General features: G+C 68.1%; 37 protein-coding genes. 1 reads left to right on the forward strand and 36 read right to left on the reverse strand.

What is annotated here, in order from left to right:
• The 34 genes from OXS27_RS09080 to OXS27_RS09245 form a co-directional block, all read right to left on the reverse strand.
• Window positions 1–2,481 (reverse strand): hypothetical protein, encoded by a 2,481-nt coding sequence (locus OXS27_RS09080; RefSeq protein ID WP_267355619.1) that lies wholly within the window; start codon window positions 2,479–2,481, stop codon window positions 1–3.
• A gap of 50 nt (window positions 2,482–2,531) precedes the next feature.
• Window positions 2,532–2,672: a hypothetical protein gene (locus OXS27_RS09085; protein WP_267355621.1), complete on the reverse strand. Its 141-nt coding sequence runs from the start codon at window positions 2,670–2,672 to the stop codon at window positions 2,532–2,534.
• Window positions 2,673–2,704: 32 nt separating this feature from the next.
• Entirely contained in the window at window positions 2,705–3,025 is a 321-nt protein-coding gene (locus tag OXS27_RS09090) for a hypothetical protein (protein ID WP_267355623.1), read from the reverse strand.
• A 15-nt stretch (window positions 3,026–3,040) separates the two neighbouring features.
• Window positions 3,041–3,715, reverse strand: coding sequence for a hypothetical protein (locus OXS27_RS09095; protein WP_267355625.1), 675 nt, complete (start codon window positions 3,713–3,715; stop codon window positions 3,041–3,043).
• Window positions 3,716–3,721: 6 nt separating this feature from the next.
• Window positions 3,722–4,198, reverse strand: a complete 477-nt coding sequence (locus tag OXS27_RS09100) for a DNA circularization N-terminal domain-containing protein (RefSeq protein WP_267355627.1) — start codon at window positions 4,196–4,198, stop codon at window positions 3,722–3,724.
• Window positions 4,199–4,224: 26 nt separating this feature from the next.
• Complete coding sequence (locus tag OXS27_RS09105) at window positions 4,225–4,584, reverse strand: phage tail tube protein (protein WP_267355629.1); 360 nt, start codon at window positions 4,582–4,584, stop codon at window positions 4,225–4,227.
• 67 nt (window positions 4,585–4,651) lie between these two features.
• Complete coding sequence (locus tag OXS27_RS09110) at window positions 4,652–6,178, reverse strand: phage tail sheath C-terminal domain-containing protein (protein WP_267355631.1); 1,527 nt, start codon at window positions 6,176–6,178, stop codon at window positions 4,652–4,654.
• 6 nt (window positions 6,179–6,184) lie between these two features.
• Complete coding sequence (locus OXS27_RS09115; protein WP_267355633.1) at window positions 6,185–6,445, reverse strand: hypothetical protein; 261 nt, start codon at window positions 6,443–6,445, stop codon at window positions 6,185–6,187.
• Between the two features lie 37 nt (window positions 6,446–6,482).
• Window positions 6,483–7,073, reverse strand: a complete 591-nt coding sequence (locus tag OXS27_RS09120; protein ID WP_267355635.1) for a hypothetical protein — start codon at window positions 7,071–7,073, stop codon at window positions 6,483–6,485.
• A complete protein-coding gene (locus tag OXS27_RS09125) occupies window positions 7,073–7,426 on the reverse strand; it encodes a hypothetical protein (RefSeq protein WP_267355637.1) in 354 nt (117 codons plus the stop codon). The genes OXS27_RS09120 and OXS27_RS09125 overlap by 1 nt, the downstream gene beginning before the upstream one ends.
• Window positions 7,423–7,662, reverse strand: coding sequence for a hypothetical protein (locus OXS27_RS09130; RefSeq protein WP_267355639.1), 240 nt, complete (start codon window positions 7,660–7,662; stop codon window positions 7,423–7,425). Before OXS27_RS09130 ends, OXS27_RS09125 begins: the two co-directional genes overlap by 4 nt.
• A gap of 67 nt (window positions 7,663–7,729) precedes the next feature.
• Window positions 7,730–8,068, reverse strand: a complete 339-nt coding sequence (locus OXS27_RS09135) for a DUF2190 family protein (protein ID WP_267355640.1) — start codon at window positions 8,066–8,068, stop codon at window positions 7,730–7,732.
• Between the two features lie 80 nt (window positions 8,069–8,148).
• The gene (locus OXS27_RS09140) at window positions 8,149–10,695 is read right to left on the reverse strand and encodes an HK97 family phage prohead protease (protein WP_267355642.1); all 2,547 of its coding nucleotides are present in this window, start codon (window positions 10,693–10,695) and stop codon (window positions 8,149–8,151) included.
• 11 nt (window positions 10,696–10,706) lie between these two features.
• Entirely contained in the window at window positions 10,707–12,305 is a 1,599-nt protein-coding gene (locus OXS27_RS09145; protein WP_267355644.1) for a phage portal protein, read from the reverse strand.
• A gap of 12 nt (window positions 12,306–12,317) precedes the next feature.
• Window positions 12,318–12,560 carry a hypothetical protein gene (locus OXS27_RS09150; protein ID WP_243925096.1) on the reverse strand — a complete coding sequence of 81 codons (243 nt, stop codon included), beginning with the start codon at window positions 12,558–12,560 and terminating at the stop codon, window positions 12,318–12,320.
• Window positions 12,560–14,662, reverse strand: coding sequence for a terminase gpA endonuclease subunit (locus OXS27_RS09155; protein WP_267355647.1), 2,103 nt, complete (start codon window positions 14,660–14,662; stop codon window positions 12,560–12,562). Before OXS27_RS09155 ends, OXS27_RS09150 begins: the two co-directional genes overlap by 1 nt.
• Window positions 14,622–15,200, reverse strand: a complete 579-nt coding sequence (locus OXS27_RS09160) for a terminase small subunit (RefSeq protein ID WP_267355649.1) — start codon at window positions 15,198–15,200, stop codon at window positions 14,622–14,624. The genes OXS27_RS09155 and OXS27_RS09160 overlap by 41 nt, the downstream gene beginning before the upstream one ends.
• Window positions 15,201–15,389: 189 nt before the next feature.
• Complete coding sequence (locus OXS27_RS09165) at window positions 15,390–16,118, reverse strand: hypothetical protein (protein WP_267355651.1); 729 nt, start codon at window positions 16,116–16,118, stop codon at window positions 15,390–15,392.
• A gap of 78 nt (window positions 16,119–16,196) precedes the next feature.
• Window positions 16,197–16,517 (reverse strand): hypothetical protein, encoded by a 321-nt coding sequence (locus OXS27_RS09170; protein ID WP_267355653.1) that lies wholly within the window; start codon window positions 16,515–16,517, stop codon window positions 16,197–16,199.
• Between the two features lie 121 nt (window positions 16,518–16,638).
• The gene (locus OXS27_RS09175; RefSeq protein ID WP_267355655.1) at window positions 16,639–17,487 is read right to left on the reverse strand and encodes a recombinase family protein; all 849 of its coding nucleotides are present in this window, start codon (window positions 17,485–17,487) and stop codon (window positions 16,639–16,641) included.
• A 156-nt stretch (window positions 17,488–17,643) separates the two neighbouring features.
• Entirely contained in the window at window positions 17,644–17,790 is a 147-nt protein-coding gene (locus OXS27_RS09180; protein ID WP_267355657.1) for a hypothetical protein, read from the reverse strand.
• On the reverse strand, window positions 17,777–18,181 hold the full coding sequence (locus OXS27_RS09185) for a hypothetical protein (RefSeq protein ID WP_267355659.1): 405 nt from the start codon (window positions 18,179–18,181) through the stop codon (window positions 17,777–17,779). Before OXS27_RS09185 ends, OXS27_RS09180 begins: the two co-directional genes overlap by 14 nt.
• The gene (locus OXS27_RS09190) at window positions 18,178–18,381 is read right to left on the reverse strand and encodes a hypothetical protein (protein WP_267355661.1); all 204 of its coding nucleotides are present in this window, start codon (window positions 18,379–18,381) and stop codon (window positions 18,178–18,180) included. The genes OXS27_RS09185 and OXS27_RS09190 overlap by 4 nt, the downstream gene beginning before the upstream one ends.
• Window positions 18,378–18,671 carry a hypothetical protein gene (locus tag OXS27_RS09195; RefSeq protein ID WP_267355663.1) on the reverse strand — a complete coding sequence of 98 codons (294 nt, stop codon included), beginning with the start codon at window positions 18,669–18,671 and terminating at the stop codon, window positions 18,378–18,380. Before OXS27_RS09195 ends, OXS27_RS09190 begins: the two co-directional genes overlap by 4 nt.
• Window positions 18,672–18,673: 2 nt before the next feature.
• Entirely contained in the window at window positions 18,674–18,820 is a 147-nt protein-coding gene (locus tag OXS27_RS09200) for a hypothetical protein (RefSeq protein WP_267355665.1), read from the reverse strand.
• Between the two features lies 1 nt (window position 18,821).
• Window positions 18,822–19,097: a hypothetical protein gene (locus tag OXS27_RS09205; RefSeq protein ID WP_267355667.1), complete on the reverse strand. Its 276-nt coding sequence runs from the start codon at window positions 19,095–19,097 to the stop codon at window positions 18,822–18,824.
• Window positions 19,094–19,324, reverse strand: coding sequence for a hypothetical protein (locus tag OXS27_RS09210; protein WP_267355669.1), 231 nt, complete (start codon window positions 19,322–19,324; stop codon window positions 19,094–19,096). Before OXS27_RS09210 ends, OXS27_RS09205 begins: the two co-directional genes overlap by 4 nt.
• Before the next feature lie 13 nt (window positions 19,325–19,337).
• Entirely contained in the window at window positions 19,338–19,487 is a 150-nt protein-coding gene (locus OXS27_RS09215; protein ID WP_267355671.1) for a hypothetical protein, read from the reverse strand.
• Window positions 19,484–19,648 (reverse strand): hypothetical protein, encoded by a 165-nt coding sequence (locus tag OXS27_RS09220; RefSeq protein ID WP_267355673.1) that lies wholly within the window; start codon window positions 19,646–19,648, stop codon window positions 19,484–19,486. Before OXS27_RS09220 ends, OXS27_RS09215 begins: the two co-directional genes overlap by 4 nt.
• Window positions 19,649–19,711: 63 nt before the next feature.
• Window positions 19,712–19,972 (reverse strand): hypothetical protein, encoded by a 261-nt coding sequence (locus OXS27_RS09225; protein WP_267355675.1) that lies wholly within the window; start codon window positions 19,970–19,972, stop codon window positions 19,712–19,714.
• A 596-nt stretch (window positions 19,973–20,568) separates the two neighbouring features.
• Complete coding sequence (locus tag OXS27_RS09230; protein ID WP_267355677.1) at window positions 20,569–20,901, reverse strand: helix-turn-helix domain-containing protein; 333 nt, start codon at window positions 20,899–20,901, stop codon at window positions 20,569–20,571.
• A 5-nt stretch (window positions 20,902–20,906) separates the two neighbouring features.
• Window positions 20,907–21,272, reverse strand: coding sequence for a type II toxin-antitoxin system RelE/ParE family toxin (locus OXS27_RS09235; RefSeq protein WP_267355679.1), 366 nt, complete (start codon window positions 21,270–21,272; stop codon window positions 20,907–20,909).
• 64 nt (window positions 21,273–21,336) lie between these two features.
• On the reverse strand, window positions 21,337–22,221 hold the full coding sequence (locus OXS27_RS09240) for a hypothetical protein (protein WP_267355681.1): 885 nt from the start codon (window positions 22,219–22,221) through the stop codon (window positions 21,337–21,339).
• 149 nt (window positions 22,222–22,370) lie between these two features.
• Window positions 22,371–22,760: a hypothetical protein gene (locus OXS27_RS09245; RefSeq protein ID WP_267355683.1), complete on the reverse strand. Its 390-nt coding sequence runs from the start codon at window positions 22,758–22,760 to the stop codon at window positions 22,371–22,373.
• Window positions 22,761–22,988: 228 nt separating this feature from the next.
• Between OXS27_RS09245 and OXS27_RS09250 the strand changes: the two genes are divergently transcribed.
• A complete protein-coding gene (locus OXS27_RS09250) occupies window positions 22,989–24,581 on the forward strand; it encodes a DUF4214 domain-containing protein (RefSeq protein ID WP_267355685.1) in 1,593 nt (530 codons plus the stop codon).
• Between the two features lie 187 nt (window positions 24,582–24,768).
• Here the strand turns inward: OXS27_RS09250 and OXS27_RS09255 are convergent, their stop codons facing one another.
• Together OXS27_RS09255 and OXS27_RS09260 are read right to left on the reverse strand one after the other, a co-directional pair.
• Window positions 24,769–25,278: a hypothetical protein gene (locus OXS27_RS09255; protein ID WP_267355687.1), complete on the reverse strand. Its 510-nt coding sequence runs from the start codon at window positions 25,276–25,278 to the stop codon at window positions 24,769–24,771.
• Between the two features lie 4 nt (window positions 25,279–25,282).
• The gene (locus tag OXS27_RS09260) at window positions 25,283–25,720 is read right to left on the reverse strand and encodes a MucR family transcriptional regulator (protein ID WP_267355688.1); all 438 of its coding nucleotides are present in this window, start codon (window positions 25,718–25,720) and stop codon (window positions 25,283–25,285) included.
• Window positions 25,721–25,773: the final 53 nt, after the last annotated feature.

A 25,773-nucleotide genomic window follows, 5' to 3' on the forward strand; every position in this document is an offset into this window, starting at 1 on the left:
CTACAGCTTGTCCATCTCGGGAGCGCGATGCCGTGACATGGTCACCCCGTGGAACAGGCCGTCCATATCGTGGCTGACCTTCGTGCCCGGGCTCGCCCCCTCCAGTCGAATGTGCAGAGTGCCCCGTCCTCCGGACGCCTGCGCGCCCGGCATCTGCATCGCCCCGCCCGGGCCAGTGCCGCGAGCGTAGAAACGCTGCATCAGGTCGGCGCCCGCGTCTTTCTGCGGGGCCGACTTCCGCGGTGGGTCCTTCCATCGGTCCGGCGCCGAAGTCTCCGCCTCGGCACGGTGCCGCCGATCCCGGAGCGCGATGCCGAGATCGCGCGCGGCGCGCCGATCGTCCTCCTCGGAGTAGAACGGCTTGTCGCCCTGGCGGCGCTCGTCGTTCGGGTCCGCCAACACATCGGGCCGCCGGCTGCCGTTCTTGAACGCCTCGCGCCGCCGCGCCGCGTCATCGGCGGTAAGGCCGGGCGCGTCCTTCATCGAGTTGGGCTTCAGCACCCGCGGCGCGCCGTTCGGGAAGAAATCCGGGTCGTTCGAGGCGACGGCCGGCTTAGCGGGCGAGAGCGGCCTCGTGGGATCTGGAGGGATTGCCTTCGCCGTCCGCCCCTCCCGCTCGTCCAGCCAGCGCCGCGCGCCCTCTGTGAGGCGGTCTCGTCCGATACTGGCGCTCTGCCCGGGATACATCCCGCCGTTGCGGCCGCGCTGTCCATAGTCACCTGGGAAGCTCGCCCACTCGCGCGCCAGCGCGGTCCGGAAGTGGCGCATGAAGTCACCACCCTGTTTCGCCTGCGCGCGCTTCGCCTCCCTGTAGCGGCGCTCGATCAGCGCGTTCGCCAGCCGGTCCTGTAGCTCGGGCGTGAACTTGTCATCCCGGGAGAGGCCGAGCTCGCCCGTCAGGCCACGATCGCCCCTGTGGCCGCCGCCGAACAGCGTGCCGCGCATGAACTGGTAGCGGCCGATCGCCGAGGAGCCGCGCATGCTGCGCTGGACCTGCTCGATCTCACCGAGCGTCTTGCCGGTTAGGTCGCCCCCGACCTGGTGAGCGAAGCTGTCGTTGTAGCCGCGGTGCGTCGTACCCTCCGCCTTCGCGATCAGGTCGAGCATGCCGCGATCACCGATGGGCATCTCGGGTTCCAGCGGGCCGCGCGAGCCGCCCAGTGCGCCCCCGCCCCTGGATGACCGACCGCCGAGGCTGTCGCCGATCGCGGGCGCGTCTGGGACATCGCGGGCTCTTCCCGCTCCCCCACCGGCACCGCCATATCCGAAGCCACCACCGGAACCACCGCCCGGACCGCCGAAGATCCCGGCTCCCCCGAACGAGCGGGGCACGCCGATGGCGGGGCCGCCCCCGAACGAAGCCTTCTGGATCGTGGCGCCGGCGCCGCCCGGCACCTCAAAGCTCGACGGCTGGGCGGTCGCGCCCTGCTCGCGCAGCTTTCGCAACTCGTCGGCGACGCGCGCGAGTTCCTCGGTCATCCGATCGCGCTTGCGCTCGAAGTCGGCACCGCGCGGCCCTTTTTCCAGCAAATCGAGCTGGCTCTGGACCTGCGCCCGGCGCCCCTCCAGCTTCTCGCGCGGGGTCGCCTCAGGACCGCCGAACGGGCTGAGCTGATTGCGCAGCGCCTGCTCGCCCTCGTTGCCCCTCAGTCCGTGCTTTTCGACGTCCTCGAACAGCGTTACGAGGCCCTTCAGGACCGGAGTCAGCGCCCAGACCTTGGCCTTCTCGACCGCCGTGTTCCAGCGGCCGAGCATGTCCTCGAATTCTTTCGCCGCCTGCCTCGCCTCGGGCGTGATGTCGGCGACGGATTTGCGGATCTCCTGGAGCTTCGTTGCGGCCTGATCGCCATACTGCTGGATGATCTTGTCGATGTCCTCCGTCCCGAAGAAAATCGTCAGGACGCGGCGGCGCGCCTCCAGGTTGCTGATCTTGGGCAGGCCCTGAAACAGCTTGTCCATCATCTCCTCGACCGACTTGGCCGAGCGGAGATCGTTGAGCAGCCAGCCGAGGTTCATCGCCGGCAGCTCTTGCATGGCTTCGCCCCAGCCACGCTTGAGCTTCGTCGCTGCCCGGGAGAAGTTGTCGGCCGCCCCGAGCATTGTCTGCCCGGAGATCCCGACGCGCTCGCCCATGCTCTCCAGGGCCTGAAGCGTCTTCGTGGTTATGCCGGTCTGGCGGCTCAGGATGTCGAGCGCCTGCGTGTTCTGGCTGAAGCCGCGCAGCGCCCCGCCCAGCGCGCCGAGCGACAGCGCCGCGCCGCCCCCGGCGATGCCGAGCGCAGCCAGCGGCGCCGCGAATGTCGACAGGGCGGTGTTCGTCTGACCCAGGACGCCCTTGAAGGCGCTCCACTCCTTGGTCATGGACGCGGCCGCGCCCTTGGTCTGGTCCGAGGTGCGCTTGAGCGCGCTCTCGACCTTGCTGAGCGGGCCGGAGACCTGATCGTCCAGTTGCGCGACGATGCGTAATTTATCGTCGGCCACGGCCTGCCCTGTCGTCGAGAGTGGCGATCACCGCGCGCCGTGCGCTCGGATTATTCGTCGTCGGCGAGCCCATCCGGCTCAGCCTGCGCCGCATCGTCGAAATCCCGCATACGCGCCTCGATGTAGGCGAGGTCGCGCGGGCGGATCTGATCGGGCGGTATGCTGAAGGGCCAGCACCGCCCCCAGAGCATCCCGTGGCGGATGATCTGATCGACGCGTGCCGTCAGGCCGCCGCCCGGTTGAAAAAACGGCTGAGGCGGGCCGCCAGCGCGATCACGTCCTCGGCCGCCATCGTGTCGACTGTCGAGGCCGGCACCTTCGCGAGGCGGGAGATCAGGGGTCGGACCTGATCCTGCGTGAGGCCGGTCAAGAGATTGAACTCGAAAACTTCCTTGCCGGACGGCGCGTCGAGGACGAGGCAAATCATGTCGTCGCCGTGCGCCTTCACCTGTCGGCTGAGCTGGAATTCGTAAGGCCACACCAGAATTTCGGGCGCGGCTGCCGGGGCTTCGGCTTCCTGGCCATCGGAGGCGGACTTCAGCATCGCGGTATCTCCGGATCAGTTTGACAGGGCGCGGCCATCGGCCGGCATGAACAGCGGGTGGACCGTTTCCCGGTTCTCCGCGAGCAGCTCCTCGGCGCGGCCGGCGTCGCCGTAGAGGCGGTTAGCGAGCGTCAGGAGCGGCATGCGGGTCGCGAACGTGTAGGGGACGATCCGCGGCAGCGGGCGGGCCCGAGCAGTCAGGTCACGAACTGCCGCGCCGTGCATCGCGACTAGCGAGCGCCAAACGGCATTGTTGAAGCGACCGGCAGCGAAGTCTTCGGCCGGCGCGAAGGCCGCGTTCACGCGCACGAGGGTAGCGTCGACGTCCTGCCGGCTCGTGAAGGTTGTCGCCGCGATGATGCGGGTCATCTGCACCAATGCCAGCACGGCGGCCGTCTGGGCCACGCGCTGCACCGGAAGGTCGGCCGCCGTGACGCTCTGTGCCTGCTGCCGAACCCGATCCATGCCCGCGAATGTGGCGCCGGCTACCGTAGCGGCCGCGAAGCAAGCGCGCAGCTGCGTGCCGAAGGTACCGGCTTGGACTTGGTCGACCGCGTCGGCTGCGAGCGCGCCGCAGAGCTGCCGGAGCGTCGCTCCGTCCGGGCTCGCGGTGTCGACGCCAGAGGCAAGCAACGCGTCGAGCACGGCCTTCAGCGCCGCGACAGCGACGCGGCGCTGGGCAAAGGTCATCGGGTCTCAGCTCCAGTCGTCGTCGGTGCCGGCGGACAGCGCTGCGGCATTCTCGGCATCGAGAGCCGCCGCCATGGCGTTTGACTGAGTGTCCTCGCTCGGTGGCGGCGCTGCCGACCCGCTCTGCGATCGGACGAAGGCCATCTCGAAGCGGCAGAAGCCGCCCTGGTCCTTCGTTTCCGTCCGCTGGTAGGTCTCACACCGCATGATCGCCCTGCCCATCGTGGACAGGACGAGCAGGCCTCCGCCTTCTTTCTGGAGGGCCGCTTCGAGCGCATCGGCCTCGTCGAGATAGTCCGAGCCGATGACGTAGGCGCTGATCGTGACGCGGGTGACGCGTCGACCCAGGTCCTCGTCGAGCGAGCGGTCGCTCTTGGCGAACTCGAAGGCGAACCCTCGGCGGCCGCCGTATCGGGTGTTCGCCTCGATCTTGAACGGCACGCCGCGGAACGATGGCGGCCGAAGCTCGTCATGCCAGGACATCGTAGCCCCTCAGACCGGGACCCCGGTCACAGCTCGTCGCAAGCGAGCCCGGTCCAGACAACGCCGACCTTGCCGGCCGCCGTGTCGATCTCGTGCGCGGACTCGGTCCAGGCGCTGCTCAGCACGTAGGCCTTGCCGTTGTTGAGTTCGGCCGTGACCGTCACGTCGGTCATCGCGTCGAGTTCGGCGATGGTCAGACCCGCCGTGGTGGACAGATCGCCCTTGATGAAGGGCAGGCGCGGCGTCTCGATGAAGCCGTGCGGGCCATCCTGGCCGGCCACACCCTCGCGCTTCACGCTCGACGGCGAGACGATGAACGAGCCGCGCAGGTCGTACTGCTTGCCGCCGGCCTTGAGGAAGGCTGTGCCGCCGATCTTTCCAGCCATGACAGGCTCTCCAAAGAAAAACCCGCCTCAGAGGGCGGGTCATGTTGCGAGTAGGACGGAGGGCCGATCAGGTGCCGGAGGCGCTGAGCGGAAATTGAAGCCTAAATTGCGCTTTGATGTTCAGCCTACGCAGCTGGTTCACGACGTCCGGCGGATCCAGGATCTCGACCGTGTTGGGCTCGGTGTTCGAGCGCGTCACCGACAGGTTGGCGATGTAGAGGTCGGCGTTCTCGACGAGGCCGTCCGTCTCCATGTCCCGGTATTCCGAGACCATCTCGGCCTTGATCATCAGCGGGGTGACGATCGGCTTGCCGGCGCCGAACTTCGTCCCGTCGTTGGCGAGCGCACAGCGCGGGTACTTGCTCGTCAGTGCCTGCCGAACCCGGGTGTAGCGCTCATCGAGGGTGGCGAGGGTCGTGACCAGCTCGTAGGCGTTGTCGGCTTGGCCGTAGCTGTTCTTCTGGTAGTTCGTCTGCTCGCGCAGGATGATCGGCTGACCCGTGGAGCCGCCGTAGACGTCGGTCCCCTGGATCGCGATGCCGACCTGGGCGAGCGCGTTCAGCTGCGCCTTGTTCCAGCGGTAATCCGCCGGCGCCGGCAGCACGCCGATCAGCGGTAGCGTCTGGAGCGGCTGGGCCGCGTAGGCGTTGATCGAGAAGGCGGCGGCCGCGGTGTAGGCGGCGGTCCACTCCCAGCCTGGGGATGGCGACTGCTGCTCGAACCCCATGGTGGAGATCAGCGCCGAGTTGTTCGACTGACCCCACAGGAAGGTGTCGGCGTAGGTACCGCGCCGTGCCGAGAAGATCTGGCCGTAGCTCTGGCGGTACGGGCCCCAGCGCCCGCTGTCGGTGAAGCCGTATTCCTGATCCCACACCGCGTAGGAGCCGCTGTCGTGGAACGGCAGGCCGACGAACTTGAACGGCCGGTCGAGGAGAGCTGCGATCGCGTTGGTGAAGTCCGGTGTGCCGGTCCCGCCCGCGAGCAGGTTGCCGGTCGGGTAGGTCAGCGCGAGGCCGGCCGGCAGCTGCTCGCCGCCATACGTCCCTCGGTAGCTGTCCAGGACCGTTACGCTGTTGCCGGTGATCCCCTTCCACTTGCAGGTCAGGGTCACGATGGCAGCCGCAACGGTCGCGGTCACCGGCAGGTCCGGGGTCGCGTTGATCGCCGCGGCGATCTTTGCGGCCACCGTCGCGGTGGTGTCGGCCGAGACGATCGAGACCGGCACGAGCTGGCCGGCGATGTACAGCGCGAGCGTACCCGCAACGGACGGCGCATTCGCCACGGTGATCGCGCCCGAGGCCGCCACACCCGCGGCCGGCTCTGGCACCGGCAGGCAGATGATCGGCACGCTGGTGACGCCCTTGAAGGCCGTCTTGAACATGCGCGCGAGCATCGATCCGGCGCCGAACTGCGCGTCCGCATCGTTGTTCGTGCCGCAGGCCACTGCCACGTTCGGCTTGGCGGCAGCTCCGGTCAGGAGATGCCCGACGAGCAAGATCCACTTCGGCGAGACCGGCGTGCCGGCCTGCGAGGGATCCATCTGAACGTTGGGGCCCGGGAGCTTGTAGTTGTCCGGGATCGTGGTGATGCCCATCGCGGCTTAGCCCTGATGCTCGGTGGCGGCGGGAGCGCCGGCGGGCGCGGCGGAGGAAGCGGTGGCGGCAGCCTCGACGGGCGCGCCGCTGTCGTGCAGGTCCTCGAGGAGGCGGATGGCGCCGTCCCGGGCGAGCGCGAACGTGAACTGGTCGGCGGGCCAGCGGGCGGTGCCGTCGGCCTCGAACCCGGTCTGCGACGGGAAGTGCTTGAGCGCGCGGTAGCGCGCCTCGGTCGCCTCGACGGCGACCGTGGTTTCACCGGCCATGGCTGTGTCCTCGGGGGTAGGAGCGGCGCGGGCCGGCTCAGGTCGTGGGGATGTCGATCGTCAGGTCGATCGGTGGCGTGCCCGGGCCGGCGCCGGCGGGGCGGGCGGTGATGCGCACGTGTTCGAGCACGTCGTCGATGTCCGGGTCGTAGGAGGTGCGGAACACGAAGGTCATCTCGACCCGGCCCTCGGCGAAGTACGAGGCGCCCTCCTGCGGGAAGAGGCGACCGCGCCGGACCTTGGTCACCGCCTCGAACAGCGGGTAGCGGTCCGGATCGTCGAGGGCCTTGGACGGGTCGATCCCGCGCACGAAGGTCGGATCCTGCAGGAGCCGCTTGCGGATGCCGTTCGTGGCCTTGTCGAGCTGCTCGTCGAGATCCTCGGGAGAGGAGTATCCGACGCAGTACGAGATCCCGATCGTGACCTCGTTCATGAACCGAGGCTGGCCCTGGTTGGCCTCATCCTCGGGGCTCTCCAACTCGTCGGCGATGACGACCAGGAGGGCGGGGAGCTCTTCCTCCTGAAGCTGCGGGCGCACCTGGCGCCGGAAGCCGTTGACCGGCAGCCAGTCCTGCCCCGTGAGGCGTTCGATGATCGCGTCGCGGATCTTCGTGGCTTCGGACGGCATCAGGCGCCCTTCGGCTTCTTCTTGAGGGTGAGCGTGGCCCCGCCCTGGCCGTCCGGGTCGACGTCGTCGATCCAGAGCTTGCCCTCGTCCGGGTACGAGCCGGCGGCGTGCACCAAGACCTCCATCCCCTGGACGGGCTTGACCGGCCAATCGGCCAGCCGGATGCCCAAGGTGATCGTGGTCGTGTTCAGGCTCTCGTTCGGCCCCATCGCCACGTCGACATTGCGCACCGCCCAGACGCCGGTGGTGGAGAACGGCGGCTTGGCCGGACGCGAGCCCAGCGGCGTCACCGTCACCGGCCGGCCGAACGTGGCGATGCCCGGTCCGAGCGCGAGCGCGGCGAAGTCGATCACGCGGCGGCCTGCGGCTTCGGCTTGGAGGCCTTGGCGTCGACCGACGCGACGCCATCGGCCGGCACAGCATCGTCGACGCCCGCCTCGAACCGGCGGATCACCTGCTCCTGGATCCGGGCCTCGGTCCAGGCGTCATAGGTCCAGACGCTGCCTTCGGCCGCGAGCGCACCATCCACGGGATGGACGAGGCCGACGTGCTCATCGGCGGTCGGTAGGACCTTGATGGAAACGCTCATGGCTGGCTCCAGCGTTGGACAGGACATCCGGGGTCGCGCCCGATTAAGATTACCGGGCGCGATCGCGTCAGGACGCGGCCTGGGCGAGCACCACCGGGCCGATCGAGGACGGGTTTGTCGCCACGTCAGCCGCGTAGCCCACCGGCAGAAGCGCGCCAGAGTTCACGTTGGTGACGACGGCGTTTGCGGCATCCCAGTACAGGCTGTCGCCCTGGTTCCAGGCCTGCGCGTTCGTCTTCGGCAGGCTGAAGATGCCCTTGCGCCAGAGGGCGAAGGTCTCGCCGACCAGGCGGGTCGAGCCACAGACGCCGAAGATCTTGCCGATGATGAGGGGCTGGCCGCTGACGACGCCGCCCGCCGGCGCCACGACGTTGAGCGCGTCGCCGTTCTGGAGGAAATTCTTCATGGGATGAGTTCCGGAAGCTCGGGAAGCGGATCGGCCGGCGCTCGGAGGTCAAGCCCGGCCGCGAGTTCGGCGGGGTGCGATTACTGCGGCAGCGCGCCCGGGTTCTTGTAGGCGCCGCGGAAGTCGATCGCGCCGCAGGCGAAGTCGTGCTCGAGCGAAATCTGGACGCCCTGCGTGCCGAAGGGCTCGTAGGTCTTCACCCGCGGGCCGTTCGAGCCGTTCAGGAAGCCGTGCACGAAGCACGGGACCTGGTTCGGGTCGGACATCAGGTACCAGCTGTTGTCGGTGATGTTGGCGTCCGACACCGACTGCAGCTTGCCCGAGAACGGGTTCACCGAGGTGGTGAGCTGGGGCGAGATGGTGGCGACCAGCTGATCCGCCGACGTCTCCTGGTTCGGGCCGGTCAGGATGATCCGGGGCGGCACGTTCAATAGGAAGCCCGAGAGCGACTTCTGCCCGCGGAGCGAAGCGCGGCCGGCGCCAACGTTCGGCACCGAGATCACACCCGCCGCCGCCGCGAGGTTGTTGTGCTTGGCGTGCCAGACCGCGTTCCCGTCCTGGGCCAGGACCGGGTTCGAGTTGAACATCGCGAAGAAGGTGACGTTCTCGAACAGCCGAACCGCGTCGCCGGACGAGCCGAGGATCTGGTCGATGGCGCCGAGTTCGTCGTTGACGATCATCTGCCGCGAGATCGGGAAGATGACGCCGTAGGGCACGAGGGAGATGTTCTCCCCGCTATCGGCCGACGTGCCCGCCTTGAGCTCGCCGGTCTGGGTCACTGGCTGCAGCATCGGGAACTCGCCCGCGCGGATCATCGGGTGCGGGCGGAAGTCGTTGAACTGCCGCTCGATCGAGATCCGCTTGTAGGTTGGCTCGGCCAGCTCGTAGCGGGCGAGCAGGCTCTTGTTGAGCACGTTCTGGAAGATCGCCGGGAAGTCCGAGGTGGACTGGAAGGCGCGCTCGACGATGTCGATGGCTTGGCGGGCGGTGCGGATGTTGCCGCGGTGACCGACGCACTCGGCGGCGATCTCCACGAAGCCCATGCCGGCGTACTGCTCGGACCGCGCGGAGTGCTTCTCGACCCACTGCTTGTCGGCCTTGCGCTTGGGCGCATAGTCGATGCCGTCCGAACCGCGCGCGGCGAGCGTGCGGGTGACGAGCGCCAGCGTCATGGCGTCGGCGCGGCCTTCGCGCTCGTCGCGGCCGAACTGGATGCGGCCGGTCTCCGAACCCTTGTGGGAACCCCTCACAGCGGTCTCCTTGCTCTTCTCGGCCAGCTTGTCGAAAGCGATCTTGCGGAAGGCCGCGGCGCTCAGGCCCCGGGTGATCGCGTCGACCACGTTCAGGGTGACGCCTTGGCCGCGAGCCTGCTCCGCGATCTCGGCGAGCTGGGCGGCGTGCTTCTGCGTGAAGGCGGGCTTGGCTGCGCGCTTGCCCTTGGCCGGGGCCGCGCGGGCGGCACCGCGGCCACGCGGGGCGGCGCGGGTATCGTCGTCCTCCATCTCGCCGTCGCGCTCGGCCTTCACCGGCTCGTCGCTCGGCTCGCCATCGACGTCCACGAAGTTGCCCTCGGCATCGACGTAGTAGCCGTCTTCGTTCACGTCCGGCTCGGCACGCTCGACCTTCACCGGCTCGTCGACGGGGTTGCCGTCGGCATCCACGAACTCGCCGTCGGCGTCGACGTAGTACCCGTCCTCGTTGACGCTGACCTCGGCGCGCTCGGCCTTGACCGGCTCGTCCACCGGCGCGCCGGACGCGTCCACGAAGTTGCCGTCGGCATCGACGTAGTAGCCGTCCTCGTTGACGGTCGGCTCGGCGCGGACCTGCCGCTTGCCGGGGGCGTTCTTGCCGTGGGTGTGCTTGGCCATACGCTTGTCCTCTCTGGGTTCGGGCCAAGCCCGCTCGTGCGGTCCGGTGGAGCCGTACCGGTAGGTGATCGAGGCATCGCCCCGGGTGACGGTGATCTCCTTCGCGCCGCGGCCCATCGGGCTGGCGCGCAGGTCGGGACCTGCCGTCGGATCGGCGGCGCCCTCTTGGGCGCGCACCATCGCGGCGGGATCGGCGGGGACGGAGACGAGCGAGGCTTCGAGCAGCTCCCAGCGGGTCGCCGTGAAGGTCAGGCCGTCGTCGACGTCGAGGATCTGCTTCTCGGGGTCGATCACGGTGCCGTCGGCGTCGGTGATCTCCCAGCCGTCGACGCGGTAGCCGATCGAGATGCCCTTGATCTCGCCGCGGGCGACCATGCCCTCGGCGGCCTTGCCGGGCTCGGTGGCGGCGAACTTCGCCCGGCCGAGGATGCGGCCTTCCGCGAACCACACGTCGACGATGCGCCCGAGCACGGCGCCGAGTCCGTAGCTGTTGTGGCTGTCGAGGAACGGGATGCCGGACGAGGCGAGCCGGTCGATGCAGACCGCGGCCTCGTCGGTCGACAGGCGTTCGGTGCCGTACCAACGCACGACGTCCGAGCCCTCGGAGAGGATCAGCTCGATCGTGTGCTCGTTGGCGTCGTAGCTCGCCGGCGCGACCTCCAGGAAGCGGCGCCCGCGGGTGCCGAGCGCCTTGAGGTCGATCGGGCGTGCGGAGCCGCCCGCGGCAGCGGCGCGCTGCCCGGTCTTCTTCGTTGCCATTGGGGGATCCGTCAGTTGGAGGCGGACGCCGTGATCGGCTCGCCGAAATCGTCCTTCAGGGGCTTCGGCTTGCCGCCGGTCGGATCACCGCCGGCCCCATCGCCATCGACGGACTGGAGCTTGCCGGACTGGTCGGTGCGGCGCGCGTCGATGTCGTAGGCGAGGCCCAGGCGATCGGCGCGCTTGTAGAAGGCGGCCGTCATGTCCTGGACCTTGCGCCAGTTGTTGCCGAAGCTCGCGACGTATTCCTGCGGGCTGATCCGGCCCGTGCGGGCCGCCTTGATGTCCGCCTCGATGTCGTCGTTCGGGTTGATCGGCTCCCAGGCCGGCGTCATCCACTGCGCCCGGTAGGGCTCGGCGCGCGCCGGAAGCAGACCCGCCAGCACCGCGCGGGACACGAAGCGGTCCCAGGTCCTGTTGCAGACCTGCGGGATCACGACGTGGTTCTGCAGCTGCTCGGTCAGGCGGCGGAACTCGACCTTGCCCGCCCGGAGACTGGAGAAGTTCGCGCCCCGCAGGTCGCCCGAGACCTGGTCGTACGTGCAGCCGACGCCGGCGGCCATGGCTTGCAGGTTGAACAGCAGGATCGGCTCGACCTGCGTCGTGCCGGTCGGCGCGGCGAACTTGATGTCCTGACCCGAGCGCAGCTCCTTGAGCATGCCGGGTTCGAGCGAGGTCAGCTGCGCGTCCGGGTTCGCCGCGTCGCGCCCGGCCAGCCCAGGTCGGGCCGGGTCGAACATGTCGACGCCGGCGTCGTCGTTGTTGGTGACGAAGCCCGAGAAGCAGGCCTCGACCCGAGCCTTGACGTTCACCGCGTCCAGGAAATCGGCGAGCTCGCGCGACGTCATCAGGATCGGCGCGAACCAGGAGACGCCGCGGACTTGTCCAGGCCGCAGCTCCTTGAACAGGTGGATCAGCTCGTCCTGCGGCACGAAGGCGGAGACGCCCGGCCGCATGGCCGCGGTGTTGATCTCGCCTGGGTGGTTCGGGTTGAGCCACAGGCCGACGCGGCGGTCGTACTGACCGAGGCCGACGCCGAGCCGGGTATGCTCCAGGCCCTCGGCGCCGGCTTGTCCGTCGTTGCCGTAGATCCCGTCCCGCCACTGATCGATGAAGTCGGACTCGAGCAGCTGCAGCTGCAGCGGTACCCGCCGCGGATCGTCGAGGGGCTGATCGATGAAGCGGATCACGCTCTCGCCGGACTCGACCATGCCGCGCACGGAGAGCGCCTGCATGCCGTAGAAGCCCATGCGGCCGGTGACGTCCGCCTGGCCCTCCCAATCGTCCCAGAGGTTCTCCAGGCGCCGATCGAGCGCGTCCACCCCCGTGTCGGGGATCGGCGTGATGCCCGTGCCCACCACGTGTGAGGTGATGATGTCGAGCATGCGCGCCGCGTAGGGCGTGTTGCGCGCCAGATCCCGGGCGCGCGAGCGCAGCGGGCGCAGCGCCCCCTGGATCTCGGCGTTGGCCGAGGTGTTCAGCGCCTTGAACGAGGACGCGCGCCGGCCGACGCTGGCGCCCTCGTAGATGCGCAGCGCGTGGCGGGCGCGGGCCCGGGACAGCGCCGTGCGCGGCGCCACCCAGCCGATCGCGCGGTCGAGGGCATTCATCGTGGCGACCCGCTACCAGCCGGAACGGAGGCAGCCGTCGGCCGAGATCCCGCCGGGGAAGCCGCGATCGTGCGCGACCAGGATCGTCGCGGACTTCTGCGGGTCGAGGCCGAGCGCGCGCCGGATGATCGAGCGCACGCGCAGCATCTCGTCGAGCGAGCGATAGGTGGCCGTCTTGCCCTCGTAGGAGACCGACGTGACGCCGGCGGCGATGCCGGCCTCGATCGCGTCGAGCTGCGCTTGGCTGAAGGCCATCAGTCTCTTCCGCGGTTCATCCAGCCACCGGGCCGGCCATGGTTGATGAAGCCCGAGTGCTGCGGGCGGGTGTAGGCGGGCGGCGGCGGTGGCAGAGTTGGCGGCGGGGGAGCCGCCGGTACGTGAGCGGCCTCGGCGATCTGCGCCGGCGGTTCGGCCGACACAGGGGCTGGCTCGCCGTCGTCCGGTGCGACCGCCTCGGGTTCAGCCTCGGCCTCAGCCTCCTCGGCCTCGTCCCGCTCCGGTATCCGCCCGAGCGCCACGTAGCGCCCGCTGGAGGCCTGCAGGCCGCACATCGCGACGTAGGCGTAGACGAAGCATACGCCGGCCTCGTGGGCGGCCTTGGGCTTCTCCCACTCGCTGTAGCCCTGGCGAACGTTCACCAGGGGCTTCTCACGCGTGAGCTGCTCGAAGTACTCGGCATCGATCGGGCGCGAGCCGGAGGCCGGCACGAGCGGGAAATGCACGTAGCGGGGCCCCGGCTCGACGAGCGCGAGCGAGCCGTAGGCGAAGTCGCGAGCGGCGTTGCCGCCGATCATGTACAGGTTCGCGCCGAGCTTCGTGGTCGGCAGCCGCGGCCAGACCCTGGTCCGGGCTCCTCGCGCTTCGGATTTGCCCTTGATCGCCCAGACCTTGCGGCGGCGGCGCTCGTTGCAGAAGGCGTAGACCTCTGACGTGTGGTGGCCGCCGGAGTCGATGGCGGCCGCGCTGATCCGGAGCGCCACGCCGTCGCTGCGGGTGAACCCGCGCAGCAGCAGCCGGTCGAGGTTCTGCCAGACCTCCGGCTTGGCCGGGTCGCCCGGAAGGACGAAGTGTCCGATGAGCGCGCATTCGAGGCCCGCGCCCCAACCCCAGACGGCACCCTCGAGGCGCGCGTTGGCGCCGGACTGGACGTCGCCGCCCAGCGTCAGCGTGCGGACCCAGTCGGGCAGCTCGGCGCCGTAGGCCTCCCGGCGCTCCAAGAAGGTGTCAGGCCGGATCTCCTGACCGTAGCTCTGCCGGTGCACCCGGCCGAGCACGTTGTTGTTGAACGTCTGGACCTTGCCGGCGGGGTCGTCGCACGCCTCCAGCCATTCCTGCACGATCACGGGCCAAGCCGCGTTCGCGTTGAGCGACATGCCGGTCCAGAGGTGGAAGCCGGCGTGGGGCGTCTTCGGGACCGCCGTCGGGCGCCAGATGCCGTTCTCGTCCATCCAGGCCTTGCGGCCCTCGTCGATCGTGTGGCCGCAGGTGCCCTGGTACCAGACGTCCCTGAGTGACCCGTCCGGGCCGAGGTCCCATTTCATCCCGTGGGGCAGGTCTTTGCCGCCCCAGTCGAGGTACTGGAACACGCCGCAGCGCGGACAGGGCACGAAGTACCGACGCTGGTCCGAGGCCAGCCAGCGCTTCCAGATCCGGCTGGTGCTCTCCAGGAGCGGCGTCGAGCCAAAGATCTGCTTGCGGTTGTAGAATGTTTCCCCGCGCGTCCAGAACAGCTTGGCCTTGTCGCCCTGGCTGCCGGCACCCGGGGTCCAGCCATCCGCGTCGTACTCGTCGCCGACCTGGAACCGCGCCGAGTAGCGCCGGAACGCGTCGTCCGAAGCCGCGCCGGGCACCCGCACAATGGCGCCGTTGGCCAGCTGGAAGAAGGTGTTGCTGTCCTGTTTGTGGCCCTTCCGGACCGGCCGCAGCAGCTCGGCCAGCACCGGCGTCTCGCGCAGCATCGGCGCGATCTCGGTGGCGCCGAACTCCTCCGCGTCCTTCGCCACCGGCTGGGCGAAGGCGCAGAGCGTCGGCTCCTGGTGGAGATGGTAGCCCAGCGCCAGCAGGGCGCAGCGGGTGTAACCGACGCGGGCCGCCTTCAGGACCGATACGAGCGGGATCGTCGGGTCACAGAAGGCGTCGAGGAGCCCGCGCTGATACCCGTAGAGGGTCACCGCGCCACTCTCGGCGCCCGTGCTCTTCGGGATCCGCCCGTACTCCTCGGCCCAGGCCGAGCCGGTCATCTCGGCCTTGAACGCCAGCGCCTCGTCGAACAGCGCGTCAATCGACCCGCGCAGGGCTTCGCGGCCGGCCGGGTACTCACCCCTCCGGTGGCTGCTGATCCTCTCCGTCAGGCTCATCGTCGGCGTCGCTCTCCGGGAGCCAGCGGCGGCCGAGCTCCAGCCGCGCCGCGGCGAAGGCCCGGTTGGTCTCTTTGCGGGCGAGCGCCTCGATCTCGGGGGCGCTATCCATCGTCGTGGCGCGCGCGGCGATTTTGGCCGCCATGTTCGACAGGCCGGTCCGGAGGACCTGGCAGAACGTCGCCAGGTCGGCGAGCGCATCGTGCCGGGAGACGACGGACTTCAGCGCCTCGTCGGCGCCGATCTCGGCCACCACCGCGTTGGCCACCGCGCGGCGGCAGTCCGCATCCTCGCGTCTGGCCTTGCTGCTGTCCTTGCAGCCTTCATCGCCGGCGCTCATCGTCACGTTCTCAACGGCGCGCTGGATCTTCCACTCGATCACAGCCGCCGAGTCGAACTGGTACTCCACGCCGTTGCTGCCGCGCTCGACGTAGGGGCAGCCCTTCTCGACCCAGGTCGAGATGGTGTTGGTGCTGACGGCGAAGATCTTGGCGAGCTCGGTGCGGTTGAGCAGCCGTCCGTCGATCGCGCCGGACATCAACAACAACCCCGGTTTTCAAAATTTCAGAGACGGTGAACCAGTGGGGTCCGAATTCCCCTCACCCCGTCCCCCCTCCCGGAAGGACCCTGGGGATTTGGCCCCGGGGGGTACCCCCCTAGGGGAGGGGTGGGTGCTCCCCGATGCCCTCCCAGTGGCCTGCGCGGCCCGCTGGTGGCCTCCGCCCGATCAGCCCTTCCGGCGCACGTCGTTGACGACGAAGCGCTCCCAGGCCGCCCGGAAATGCTTCCGGTAGGCGACGGGCACCACGGCGCCCGCCTTCTCGTAGTAGGGGAACCGCTTCTTGTAGCTGACCCCCTTCACGAACAGGAAGACCGGGACGGCGAACTTGTCCTTCTGCAGGTAGATCCCGTTCGGCGCCTTCCCGTGATCGCGGAAGACGACGTACTCGACATTGCGACCGGCGTTCCGGCGCTTCGAGCGCGCCGTGGTGTTCTGATGACGGTCCGACTGGGCACCGACTGCCGAGAGCATGCGGGTGATGAAGGCGCCCGAGACGTTGCCGTTGCCGTCCCGCGGGCAGCGCGTGCTGGGCACCGCGAACTCGCCCGCGAGCATCAAGCCCTTGCGGATCAGCAGCACCTCGAACCGCTTGTGGCGGCGCGTGCCGCCGGCGACCTGAGGCCCGAGATACTTCCAAGCCGGGATCGAGCCGTTGCCCTCCTTGAAGCCCAGCTCGGCCTGGAGTCGCTGCTTCGTGGCAGGCCGGACCATCAGGCTGTTGAGCGTGAACTTCGATGGCTGGTCGAACACGGACCGCATGGTCTCGCGCTCGGCTTCGCGAGCGTCCTTCATGGCGTTGGTCAGCGCGAAGGCGGCGACGAAGGGGACCTGCCGGGCAGCCCGTCCAACGGCCTCGGCCTTGAGGCCGAACTCGCTGGCGTCGAGCTTCAGCATGCGATCAGCGCCCGACGGTGATTGTCTTAACCTTGCCCGAGACGGGATCGAGGATCGTCAGCGTCTGGGCGGCCATGATCAGCAGACCTGCATCGGTTGCGGCACGTCCAGGCTCTGCTGCACGAGGCGCGTGGCCGGCCGCTCGATCGACAGCTCGGCGGCGTTGTCGAGGACGACGACGGTGACGTCCCGGACGCCGGCGGCCGCGCACATGCGGATCAGGTCGTCCTGCCAGCGCGTGGCGGTCTCAGGCTGCAGCTTCTGCGAAGTCCGCAGCACTAGGATGTCGCCGTGCCGGACCTCGAGGCGGTCGAGCTGGCGGTCCATTTCGCCAACACCGTGCGCGCCGGAGACGATGATCTGCCCGGGCTCAAGGTGGCGCAGAAGATGATGCTTCAAGTCTTCGGTAAGGGCACCGGGTGCGACCGTCGCGTACCGGAGCTCGCAGAGGCGCTCGTAGCAGCCCTGGCTCAAACAGGAGGCGCCACGTTCGGCGGTGCAGTCGGCGCAGGGCATGGATCTACCGGACGATGCGGGCGTGCGCGCCCTGGCGGTTGACGTGGGTCACGGCGCCGCCTGTCACGAAGACGACTTCGATCCGGCCCGCATACACTTGATTGTTGAGCACGTAGCTGACCGTCCCGGGCCACCACTTTCCGCCCTTCGGCGAAGCGATCTCGTCCCGGTTCAAGCCATCGGCGATCGCCCGGACCGTGCGACCGGCGCCATTCTCCTCGAAGATCCGAAGAACCACGGGGGCGCGTTCCGGATCGACGACGAGGCCGCCCTTACTGTCCGACAGGTAGCCGAATGGGATGCGGCCGCAGCTGAACCCGCCCTGGCCGGCCTTTTGGACGCGGCCACCCTTCGTGCGCTCCACGATCGCGTCGCGTTCGTTCTCCGCCATGGCTGAGAACACCGAGAAGATGAGCTTGCCCGAGGGCGAGCCCGTGTCGATCGCCTCAGTGACCGAGCGGATGGTTACGCCGTGCGCCGTATCGAGCTCGGCCGAGGTGGTGACCGCGAGCGCGATGTTGCGCGCCAACCGGTCGAACCGCTTCACCAGGAGCACGCTGAAACGGCGCTCTGCCGCGAGCTGCACGATCCGGCTGAAGCCTGGTCGATCGAAGGGCCGCGTCGTTCCCGAGACACCTGGATCGGCCACGACGTCGATCAGCTCCAGGCCGGTCGCATCTGCGAATTTTCGGACCGCATCTTCCTGCGCGTCGAGGCCGAAGCCCGATTGCGCCTGCTCTTCGGTCGACACCCGCAGATAGCCGACCGCTTTGGTGCGGACGGTCTCGCGCTCGGCCGCCTGGACTGCATTCCTACGGATTGAGCGGCGGGCGCGGGCGCTACTTGCAGCCACCCGCAAACCCCTGTTAATGTTAATGTTTTCGACGTGACCCGAGCCGCTGTCTGATTATTCAAGAATTATCAGGCAAGGCCGGTTTTCGAAGGCGTTTTTAGCCCCGGAAGGCTCGGGCCACGCCGAGCGCGAACCGCAGATACCATCCACGGAACATCACTCGTCCCGCAGGATCCGGCCCCACTCCGCGAGCAGGGCCATCGGCAGCTGGTAGTTCGCCTCGACGATAATGGTCGCTGCGGCGGTGTAGATGCCGATCAGCGACCAGAGGTCGAGGTATCGGGGCGGGTCAGAGCGCGTCATCGCCGATCAGGTCCTCGACGATCGCGTCGCGCTCGAAGTCGAAATCGGCCAGATGATAGACGTGCAGCTCGGTGGCTCGGTCATACCGGGCCCACTCCAAGGCTTCCCACATCTTGCCGCGATGGCCGGCGCCGACGATGCGGGCGATGCCGTCATCACCGCGGCGGACCGCCAGGAAGACAGCGCCAGGCGCATCAGCCCCGACGGCCTTATCCAGCGTCCAGACACCGACGACGTAGCGACGACCGGACAACCCGCGCCATGCGGACAGGGCGACCGTCAACGACCGGGTCACGTTGAGGCGTTCCTCGCGGACCTGCGAGCGGGCTAAACGATCAGCTTTGAGCCGCGAGAGTTCGTTCGACCAGGCGAGGCGGCGGCGCGCACTCATGGACGCGACCCGCAGACCACCTTGGTGTAGCGGCCATCACCGAGGAGCTGATCTCGGGCGACGGTCGCCTGTCCCGTCATCATGCAGGCGAATACGGAGGGCGTCTTCATGGTGATGACGTCGAGCGCGGTGTCGCGCTGGCAGTCGGGCTGCGCAGTTGAGGCGGCGCACACCAGGATCAGGGCGAAGACCGTGTTCATGCGCCGGGCATCCCTTCGACGGGCAGGCAGCGGGCGGTGATCCGTGCTCCGGCCGGCAGCAGCTTGGTGAGGTCGGCGAACTCGGCGATGCGGGTCGCCCGCGTCATGCAGACGTACTTGCTCTCGGTGCGCTCGCGGCCGAGCATCACTCGGCAGGCCTTGGTGCAGGCCTGGACCTCGATGCGCCAGCCGAGCGTCGCAGCCTCGCCGAAGCCGATGGCGCCGAGCAGGATCGCGGCCGCCAGCGCCATCTCCAGAATGAGGAGCGCCAGTAGACCGCGGATCGTCATCTTCAGCCCTTGGTCGGGGACAGCGCCGAGCAGAGCAGGATCACCAGCGCGATCACCAAAACCTGCGCGGTCAGCGGCGACAGGCAGACCGGCGGCACGAACGGGGCGACGTGCTCCGGCGCGGGAAGGTCGAGAATGAGACCGTCCATATCAGGCAGCCATTCGGATCGCCGCCGGCGAGCCGCCGAGGTGATCCGTGGGCAGACCGCGCCAGGGCGCGACGCCGACATCGAACTGGGCATGGCCGAGGTGCTGCTGCGCGTAGGCGCGAGCACGGTCGGCCGAAGAGAACTTCTCGGCGCGGCTCAGATCCTTCGTCCACACGAAGGGTCGATGCCCGTTCTCATGCGCGCCGGTGGTCTCAGCCTGAGCCAAGTACCGTTTGAAGCGACCGAAGCCGAAGCGGACGACGTGGACGAGGTTCACAGGCGGAAGCCCTGTAGGAAGGCACGCCGCACCTGCACGCACTCGGCGGCGTTGCGGCACTCCTCGCTGACCACGGCCGCAATCCGCTCGTGCATCGCCGAGGGCGCCTTGGACGCGTAGGCGTCGAACGCGTCGGCCGCGGCCCGGAAGCTGGCTGGCGAGGTGCCGACCATCGGTGCGAGCTGCTCTACGGCCTGATCGACGAGCTCTGAGGCGCTGAAGGTCATGCGGATCGGGCTCTCAGCCGAAGATCGAGCGGAAGAACGAAGCATCGAATACCAGCCGGAACTGAAGGCTGTGCGCGCGGAAGCGGATGTCGGCCGGGGCGCAGTCGCAGCGCTGGATCGCGGCGCACAGGTCGAGGAGCGCGGCGCGCTGACCAGGCGTCACGACACGATCCCCAGGCGCTTGTGGGAGATGCGGCGCCAGCCCTTGGTCGGATGCAGCACGTGGATCGCGTCGGCACCGTACTGGATGGCGGCGATGCGCTTCGGAGCGATCGCGTTCCACGCGGCATCGACCCGTGCCCGGTAGGCCTCGGTCAGGTTCATCTGGGGCTTCCAAAGAAAAACCCCGCCGAAGCGGGGTTGTGGGTCGGGGCGTAGGACTGGCGGTCAGGCGCGGGCGGCGCGGGTGCGTTCCCGGTGGCGCAGGATGGCGGCCGGGACCGGCGCCGGCGCGCGGCGCGGCGGTCCGGAGGCCTCCTGGTCGGGCCAGTGCCCGGTGAGCTCGCGGTAGAAGCGGCGGAGGCCGTCGCGGATCTCGTCACGGTCGACCATGAACGACTCGGCGCTGTGCCGATGGCTCGGCATCTTCAGCCGGTCGGCCTGCGTACAGAGCTGCCTGAGGCGCTCGGCGATGGCGGTCTCAGTCATCACCGGGCGCTGTGCGCGCGCGTCATGGTGGGGATCATAGCCGATCGCCTCCTGCGCTGCGACAACCCTCGGGGCGTGCTTTCGGAAGAGCAGGAAGCACCCGCTCCTTTGGCGCCGACCCCATCAGGACGCGAAACGCCTGTGCGTTCCGGCGACGGCGCTGCGCCTTGCCCGTCGACATGCGATTGAGACGATCGCGTAGGGATGCGCTCGGCCGCACGGCCACGACCGGACCAGTCTGAGACCAGCACGCCTGCATCTGCGATCCTGAAGTTTGGGGAAGGTGCGGGCCGGGGCTACAGCTTCAACCACTGCCCGAGAGCAGCTGCGGGTCTTTCAGGCGTCCTGGCTGGCCGGCTTACTGCGATGCCTTTTTCACGGACCCTGTCCGCCGCACCATCTCGATGCCCGTTCGGGCGAAGGTCTGGAGAGTGGCCTCGCCTGCGTTGCGGCGGTCCGGCCTGCTCACGGGTGGGCTTTCGCCCTGACGGTCACATGGCCGACCCCGGGAACGACGAAGGCCCCGCGCGTTTCCGCCGGGGCCTTCTAAATCTCTGCAGGGTCCGAACTACCGCAAGCCTCAGACCCGGTCAAGCCTAGAGCGCGATGCGCTCATCGTCATCGTGACACTCCTGCTCGCGCAGGACGCGCTCGACGACCTTCGGCTCGTGCGCGATCACCAGCAGGTAAGCGCGTGCGGAAGTGTCGGGGCGTGCGCGCCCCTGCTCCCAGTCACGAAGGGTCGTGATCGGGAAGCCGTAGGCAGCCGCGAACGACTCCTGGGTCATGTGCACGCTCCTGCGGATTGCGCGCACGTCGATGCTGCTCGGGACGTGGACGCGGTAGGTGCCGCGCTCGGCGCGACCCTCGGCGATCGCGATCGCGTCTTCGAGGCCCGCGGCGATGTCATCAAAGATGTCTTTAGCCATGACGATCAACCTGCACGCGCGGGGAGAGTGACAACCTTGTTCGCATATGAACGCACAAGTGTTGCTGACAGCTTGTCGAGCTTGTTTCGCTCGGCCTGTGTCAGGTTCACCTTCACGCCTTTTGCGAACACGGTTAGCAGGAACACAGGAATTGAAGTCGACGTGTACAGGGTGATGGCCCTGAACCCGCCGCTCTTGCCCTTGCCCTTACCCCCAAACCGAACCTTCCGCGCGCCCCCTGTTCCAACGATCAGGTCGCCCGCATCAGGCTGCTCGCCGAGCATGGTGACGAGATGGAACCGGTCCAAATCGGTCATGCCCGCTTCGGCGGCCTGACGCAGGAACTGCGCGGTTTCGATCACGGTGTGCATATAGTGCGTGTACCGGTAACCGGTAGTTCCGTCAATCGGAATGTACCGGCTGTCGGTAGTTCCGCTAAGCGCGCCGCTCGCTCGGCGGCGTCCAATCCCGCGGGTCGATCCTCCGAACCGGGGACGCCCGGAGCGGCGCGGCGCGCCGACCGGCCACTCGGCGCTCCACCTCGATGTGACGGCGCGGGCGCAGGTTCGGCAGCGGTGCGCGTTCTTCCGCCTCCGTCTCGACCCACGGCGCGATCGGAGCCTTCGGCGGCAGGACCTCGATGCTGGTGAGGAACTGCAGCGCTGGCACGAGGTAGACGAGCGCGGCGTGCCAGTAGGCGTAGCGCAGCTGCTCCTCCAGAACCTCGTCGCCGGTGCGGGTGTAGTTCAGCTTGCAGAACAGACCGGCGTCGCGGCTGTCGCCCTTCACGGCCGCGACTTCGTCGTGGCTGGTGAACCACGGCTTGCCATCCGGCCCCTCGCCGCAGGGCGTCTGGACCGTGCGCCAGATGGCGACCTTGTTGTTCTTGGCCATCACCGGCTCGATCTCGATGCCGCCAGCGACCTCCGGGGGCCTGCGGATCGCGCCGGTCATGAGCCAGGACGGGGTCGCGTGCAGCACGGCCGAGGTCAGCACGCCGAGGTCAGCCTTGCCGCGCAGGTTGAACTGGATTGGGTAGCAGGTGAGGTCGAGCGGGCACACGGCCGAGCCGGCCGCCGCTTTCTGCAGCGTCTCGCTGAGGACCTGGAGGTGCGCCTCGATCGTGATGGCGTCCGGATGTGGATCGCCCATCGCCGGCGGCATCCCCGGCTCACGGGACCAGTTGTCGACCCGGCCGCCCATGGCGACCATCCGCCAGACCGGATCGGAGGCACATTGCGGACCCCGGATCGGGGCGTCGGCGCGGCGCTTCGGCAGCTCGTCCCGGATCGCCCAGCGCAGCGCGTCCTCTATCGTCATCTTGCGGCGCTTGGGTGCGCCTTGGGTGGTGCTCTGCGTCGTTGCCGGCACGGTGGATCCCCAATGCTGTGCCGGTTCGATACAAAGCGGCAACGGCCCAGTCGTCCGGCGCCGGTTTGGACATTGTCAAGCTGATCTCGCGCGGCATCTCAGCCGCGACCGTCGATCCTGTTCTTCTCTGCTGCGATGTGCTCGCAAGCGCGCACCCGCTTCCTGTCGAAAGTGCGCCTGTTCCAACCTCTCGCTTCGCAGAACTGCGCGATCGAGCCGCCGATCTCGCCCTCGGTGACGATCGCCCGCGCCCAGACCAGCAGGATCTTGCGCTCATCGGACCTGTCGCCAAGCACGGTGCCCGTGAAGGCCAGGATGTCGAAGGTGGCGCTGGGCTGGCTCTTGTTGGCGCTCTGCAGCGTGTTCCCCCGCGGCGCGTAGATCGGGGTGTAGGGCATCGCCCGGAACGCCGTCTTCAGCCAACGCTCGACATCGGCGCAGGTGAAGGGTTCGCGAGGGGGTTCAGGACCTTCCGGACGGGTGAGCATCAAACGCGGTGGCGCGGCCCAAAGCGCCGCTCTACGTTCCTAGCATGTTCCTTACGGTGAGAGCGTGGCAGGAGTGCCGCTTACCCCGACCATAAGCTGGAGAATGCGGAACGTTTCCCTACGAAACAATATTTCTGCACCGATATAGGTAGAACAAGCAGTTCAAAAATAACCAATTGTTAACCCCATAGAAATACCTTGGGTATTCTCGGGCGCCGGGCGCAATCGATGACATCGATCGATCTAAGCGGTTATAAACTGACCTTCGATGACGAGTTCAACACTCGCAGCATCTCGCAAACAGGTGCTGGAACGACATGGGCCGACATCCGTTCGGAATGGCGCTATGATGCCAACTCCGACATCGGCTTCGGGCACTCGTCGTTTGTCGACTCTGCCTCCGGTTACGATCCGTTCAGCGTCCAGAACGGCGCGCTCACCATCACGGCGGTGCCTGATCGGACCTCATCGGGGTACCCGGGTAGCTGGGAGTCGGGCCTAATCACCACGCAAGGCAACTTTTCGCAAACGTACGGGTACTTCGAAATTCGAGCCGACTTTTCGAAATTGGCCGGCGCTTGGGATGCGTTTTGGTTGCTGCCCGACCAGCAAACGCCAGACCCTAATAATGCAGGTGGCTGGCAAGAGCTTGATGCCGTTGAGCATTACGGCGCCAATGACGCGGGCGTCTACAGCACGATCCATACCACAGATCCGCAGAACGGCATCGCATGGCAGGAAAACCGCCAAGTCTACAGTGAGATGTCCAATCCTTCCGGCTATCACACCTACGGCGTCGATTGGGAGGCAGACCAAATCAAATTCTACGTCGATGGTCAGCTTGTGGGCTCGCAAGCTACGCCGTCGGATATGCACAGTGCGATGTACATACTCGCGGATCTGGCTACGCAATCCGACGCTTCGGGCAACTCGATTTCGTCGAGCATTGACTACATCCGTGCATACTCCAGCGACCCGAACGCTGTTGCCGTGGTGCAAGACACAGTCTCCTCGCCTGATGGCCAGGATCCGGGACTGTACGGGGCCGTCTCGGGTTCCAGCATCGCCACGAGCGCCGACAACGCCGCATCCACATCGTCCGATGCGCATGCGTCCGAAATCGCACGGTTGTACTACGGCCTGCTCGATCGCGCCCCCGACGCCGGCGGGCTGCAAAGCTGGACTAACGCCATCACGAGCGGAGGCATGTCGCTTCATGATGTGGCTCAAGCCATGCTCAGCTCCGCCGAGTACGCCAGCGACACCGGCGCCGTGACCGACAGCACCTACGTGCAGGACCTCTACCAGCAGGTGCTCGATCGGGCCGCAGAAGCTTCTGGCCTGCAGGCCTGGACCAGCGCACTGGCTAGCGGCGCTGATCGCAGCAGCGTCGCGCAAGCATTTGTCGATTCGTCCGAGTACCAGGGCCATTACGCCGGCCAGAGTAACGCGGCTTACGTCGAAGGGCTGTATGAACACGTGCTTGGCCGAACGGGCGACGCGGCCGGCCTGCAGGCGTGGTCGAGTGCGCTGGACAGCAACGCTACGACCCGGGTCGACGTGGCCAATAGCATCGTGCACGCGGCCGAGTTTCAATCGCACTTGAGCCAGCTGGCCGGTGGGCAGAGCGACAGCGCGTTCGTGGAGAGCCTGTACGAGAACGCGTTGGGCCGGCAGGCGGACGCGGGCGGACTGCAGGCGTGGACGGACGCGCTGGCGCACGGCACCTCGCGGACTGATGTCGCGGTGGGGATCGCGGAGAGCACGGAGGCGCAGCAGCACCTCGCCGCGCTAGTCCAGCAGAGCTATCACCTCGCCTGAACGGGCGACGTGGTCGCGAGTAATCAGGTGAGTGGCGGAGACGGTCTATCTTCTTTGGCTTTGCCAATGGAATGCCACCGACGAGGAGCAACGCGTCCAAGGCGCCCGGCCAAACGGGCTGCGTAGCCGACGAGCGCGATGGCCGCTTGCACGTCGGGCCGGGTCTCGGGCGGCAGGCCCGCGAACATCATCGCCTCTGCCCGGCCGCCGACCGGTCGATCTCCCACTGCCAGAACTGCTCCTCGCTCAGGTAGACGAGGGCGCCGTTTTGCCGGACCGGGATGTTGTGGACCTCGTCCGGCTCGTGCCGGCGGACGTACTCGCCTCGGGCCCAAGCGCCGAAGAGCGTCAGGAATGCGCCCCGGCAGCTCTTGCAGCAGTCGAGCGAGTAGATCTGCTCTTCAGCCAGGCGGACGCCGCCGATCGGATCCTGGACGGTGCGCATCCGGATCAGCGGCGTACCGCCCTCGGTGATCCCACCATCCTCCGTGATGAACCGGTCGCGCGTCCCGGCCGGGTAGCGGCGGGTCGCGCCCCAGATCGCGCCGTCCTCCGGGACCTCTCGGAAGATCGGTTCGCGAGCAGCCTCCGGTGCCACCTCGCTCACGTCGTAGAAGCACTCGACGGAAACGTGGCGCATGTCGTCCACGTCCGCCTCGAGGCAGATCGGGCAGGTGCGGGAGCGGTCGCCGGCCATCGCGCTACTCCGCCGCTTGCCGCTTCGCCTGACCACCGGGGACGCCCAGTCCGATCGCCTTGGCGAGGGCGGAGCGCTGCTCGGCGTAGGCCGGGGCGACCATCGGGTAATCGGCCGGCAGGCCGTAGCGGTCGCGGTAGGCCCGCGGGTCCAGCCCGTGGCTGGTCAGGTGACGCTTGAGCGTCTTGTAGGTCTTGCCGTCGATGAAGCTGACGATCCCGTCGGGACGGACCGACTTGCGGATCTGGGCCGCGCTCGGCCGGTCGATGTCGGGCTGCACAGACGTCACCAGGGCCGTCGGTCCCTGCGCCAGGTCGCGGAGCGCCCCGTGGACGGTGTCGATCAAGCCAATCAGGTCCTGCGGCCAGATCGGGTTGTGGCTGACGTAGGCCGCTACGATGCCGGCGGTGAGGTCGAGGATCGGATCGTGGGCGTCGGACATGGTGGTCTCCTGTGGTGAAGCCGGCTGGATCGCGCGCCGGCCGGGCGCGTGTT

The organism is Methylobacterium sp. GC_Met_3 (assembly GCF_026540775.1).
Lineage (GTDB): Bacteria > Pseudomonadota > Alphaproteobacteria > Rhizobiales > Beijerinckiaceae > Methylobacterium.